The organism is Dietzia sp. SLG310A2-38A2, assembly GCF_014145095.1.
Taxonomy (GTDB): domain Bacteria; phylum Actinomycetota; class Actinomycetes; order Mycobacteriales; family Mycobacteriaceae; genus Dietzia.
Genome location: NZ_JAALDX010000441.1, coordinates 1 through 3,496, shown reverse-complemented (window position 1 = coordinate 3,496; position 3,496 = coordinate 1). Strand labels below are relative to the sequence as shown.

5 protein-coding genes are annotated in these 3,496 nt (G+C 70.3%); 1 reads left to right on the top strand and 4 read right to left on the bottom strand.

Annotated elements, in window-relative coordinates:
- A partial coding sequence (locus tag G6027_RS14635) for a rhodanese-like domain-containing protein (protein WP_241727159.1) occupies positions 1-351 on the bottom strand: 351 nt, incomplete at its 3' end.
- A gap of 271 nt (positions 352-622) precedes the next feature.
- Between G6027_RS14635 and ygiD the strand changes: the two genes are divergently transcribed.
- Complete coding sequence (ygiD, locus tag G6027_RS14630; RefSeq protein WP_182637808.1) at positions 623-1,414, top strand: 4,5-DOPA dioxygenase extradiol; 792 nt, start codon at positions 623-625, stop codon at positions 1,412-1,414.
- 46 nt (positions 1,415-1,460) lie between these two features.
- Here the strand turns inward: ygiD and G6027_RS14625 are convergent, their stop codons facing one another.
- Genes G6027_RS14625 through panD form a run of 3 tightly spaced genes read right to left on the bottom strand, consistent with a single transcriptional unit; the run spans position 1,461 to position 3,369 of the window.
- Positions 1,461-2,123 (bottom strand): TMEM175 family protein, encoded by a 663-nt coding sequence (locus G6027_RS14625; protein WP_241727158.1) that lies wholly within the window; start codon positions 2,121-2,123, stop codon positions 1,461-1,463.
- 33 nt (positions 2,124-2,156) lie between these two features.
- On the bottom strand, positions 2,157-2,927 hold the full coding sequence (locus tag G6027_RS14620) for a type III pantothenate kinase (protein WP_182637806.1): 771 nt from the start codon (positions 2,925-2,927) through the stop codon (positions 2,157-2,159).
- Between the two features lie 16 nt (positions 2,928-2,943).
- Entirely contained in the window at positions 2,944-3,369 is a 426-nt protein-coding gene (gene panD / locus G6027_RS14615) for an aspartate 1-decarboxylase (RefSeq protein WP_182637805.1), read from the bottom strand.
- Between the last annotated feature and the right edge of the window lie 127 nt (positions 3,370-3,496).

Genomic DNA, 3,496 nt, shown 5'->3' with positions numbered 1-3,496 from the left:
GTCGTGACCCCCGTCGACCGCCCGGACCCCTCGCACCCCGCGGGAGTGCAGTTCCAGCGCGAACAGTTCGGCGTCGAGGCCGTCGTCACTGACCAGGACGACCTCGCGCCCGTCCTCCACGGCGGCGAGAGGCGCCGGCGAACGGGGATCGAGCAGTTCGACGACGGGGCGGGCCTCGACCGCGACCGCCCCGGCCAGCACACCCTGTCGCTCACGCTGGACCCGGGAGCGGATGTCCACGACGAGCGCGCCCGCCTCGACGGCGGTGCGGTAGTGCGTCACGACCAGCGTGACGGCGGCGGGGTCGGTGATGGTGACGGGGTCGGTGATGGTGACGGCGACAGTGGTCATCTGGTGCTCCTGGTGAGGCGGGTCCCGGTTGATCCGTTCGAGGGTGCTGCTGCCGGTCGGGGACACCAGTGCTGCGCACGCGCGGAGGCCACCGGACCGGCCGAGGGCATTCGTCGTGCGTTCATGACCCCGATAATAGACAGACCGGTCTACCTACAGCAAGGGCGAGCTCCCCTTTGTCCCTGCGCACGCCCGGCGGCACACCCGACGGCACACCCGCTAGCGCCTGGCCGTTAGTTGATGCATCATATAGTCAGACCGAAGGAGCACCATGACCACCACACGCACGCGTCAGCCCGCCGTCTTCATCGGCCACGGCGTCCCCCTCAACGCGCTCGAGGTCAACCAGTGGACCCGGGAATGGGCCGCGCTCGGCACCTCCCTTCCCGAACGGCCCCGGGCCGTGCTGGCCGTCTCGGCCCACTGGTACATCGGTGCCACCGCCGTGACCGCGATGGCGAACCCCAGGACGATCCACGACTTCTACGGCTTCCCACGGGAGCTCAACGAGTTCGACTACCCCGCCGCCGGCGCACCCGAACTCGCCTCCGAGGTGGCCGAGGTGGTCAAACCCACCTGGATCGGCGAGGACCGGGACTCGTGGGGGCTCGACCACGGCACGTGGTCCGTCCTCACCCACGTCTTCCCCGATGCCGACGTCCCGGTGGCCCAACTGTCGGTGGACGCCTCCAAGCCCGCGGGCTACCACTTCGACCTGGGCACCAGACTCTCGGCGCTGCGGGACTCCGGCGTCCTGATCCTGGCCAGCGGCAACGTGGTGCACAACCTGGCCGCCGCGGACCCCTCCCGCGGCGACTCGGGGACGGACTGGGCGCACCGCTTCGACGACCACGCCCAGGAGCTGCTCACCGAGCGACCGGAGGACGCCCTCTCACTGGTCGAGCACCCCGACGCCCGACTGGCCGTACCCAGTGCCGACCACTTTCTGCCCCTGCTCTACGCGGCGGGGATGGCAGCCGGATCCGGCGAGAAGCTCGACGCCTTCAGCAAGGGGTACGCCTGGGGGTCGGTCTCCATGACGAGCTATCGCTCCGCGGCCTGACCCGCCCGCAGCCTGACCCCACGCACAGCCCGACCCCGCTGCGCCGTCAGGTCCCCCTGGCCCGGTTCGCGAGGCCACCCGTCAACGGCAGCAGCACGACCAACAACACCCACATCAGCTGGGCGGTCCCCGCGCCGATCGTCACCGCCACGGGAACCGATGCCAGGAACACCACCGGGGTGGCGGTCGCCGCCAGGAGCACCATGCGGTTCTCCTTCGCCGACGTGGGACGGCGTTCCAGTCCGACCGCGCGTCCACGCTGGTACACGGCGGCCTGCGCGAGGGCCACCCCGGCGATGTTGAGGGCGTAGAGAGCGGTGGGCAGGTCGAGATCGGCCGTGGCCGGGTTGCTGATCGCGTCGGTGGTGAAGGGCACGAGGATCACCAGGCCCGTCGCCAGGAGGTTGCCGACGACCATCGGGCCGTCTAGTCCGGTGAGGCCCTTGATCATTCTGACGTTGACCCGCCACAGCGCGCAGATCACCACGAAACTCAGTGCGACCCCGGTCAACTGCTGCCCGAGCCCGGATGCCGCCAGGGAGCCGAGGTCCTGCCACGCCTCCGGCTCCGGCAGATCGACGTTCACGATGAGCAGCGTGACGGCGAAGCCGTAGATGGCGTCGAAGAAGGACACCCCGCGGTCGAACTCGGAGGTGTCCCTGCGGATCACCTCGTCGTCGTCGATCTCTCTCCGCCCGATCCCACCCATGGCGGACAGCATGCCACCGGCGCGGGGCGGGATTCAGGTGTTCTTCTCGAACACCAGTCGCAGGCCCTCGAGCGCGAGCTCCGGTTCCACGTCGGTGATCGTCCGCGACTCCTCCGCCACCACGTCCGCACGCAATCCCGTCAGCACCACCGCCGCGTCGGCCAACTCGGCGACGTCCGTCCGCAGGCGGTCGACCAGGGCGTCGATCTGCCCGGCGAACCCGATCACGATCCCGGCCTGCAGCGCGGCGACCGTGTTCTTGCCCAGCGCGCCCCGGGGCCGCACCACCTCGATCTTGCGTAGCGCGGCCGCGCGCTCGGCGAGCGCGTCCACGGAGATGTCGATCCCGGGCGCGATCGCCCCGCCGAGCAACTCGCCCCGCGCGGAGACGGCGTCGACCGTGGTCGCGGTGTCCACGTCGACGACGATCACGGCGCCCTCGAACAGGGTGTGGGCGGCCAGGGCGTTGACCACCCGGTCGGACCCCACCTCCCGCGGGTTGTCCACGAGCAGCGGCACCCCGGTCTTCACCCCGGGCGCCACCACGACCGCGCGCAGCTCGGGCCAGTAGTCCGTCGCCATCCGTCGCAGTTCTCCGGTCACCGAGGGCACGACCGACATCGCCGAGATGCCGGAGAGCCGCTCGGCGCACTCTCCGAGCAACCCCCGGATGGTCAACGCCAACTCGTCAGAGGTCACCGCGGGCGAGGTCCGCATGCTCCAGGTGCGCTCGAGCGGCCCGCCGTCCGGGGGGAAGACGCCGAGCCGGATGTGCGTGTTGCCGACGTCGACGGTGAGTAACACGGCCCTACCCCGGCACCTAGACGGTGGCGGGCTCGGGGACGCGCGGGTTCTTCAGTCCCGATCCCTCGGGAACGTCCGCCGGATCGGTGCCCTCGGTGAGCTTCCGGTTGTGGGAGTCCACGAACACGACGCGCGGCTCGTAAGCCCGCGCCTCGGCGTCCTCCATCACCGCGTACGCGATGATGATCACCAGATCACCGGGATGGACGAGATGCGCGGCCGCACCGTTGATGCTGATGACACCGGAGCCGCGCTCCCCGGTGATGGCATAGGTGGTCAGGCGGGCGCCGTTGTCGATGTCGACGATGTCGATCTGCTGGCCCTCGAGTAGGTCGGCGGCGTCCATCAGGTCCGCGTCGATGGTGCAGGAACCCACATAGTGCAGGTCGGCCTGGGTCACGGTCGCCCGGTGGATCTTGGAGTGGAGCATGGTGCGCTGCATCTAGAGGCCTTCCTGGAAGTCTGCGGCCAGCTCGGCCTGCTGGGAGGCGACGGTCGCCTCGGCGGCGGCGAGAAACCCCGTGCCGATGGCCACGCCGACGTTGTCGATGAGGCGGGCGGAGCCGATC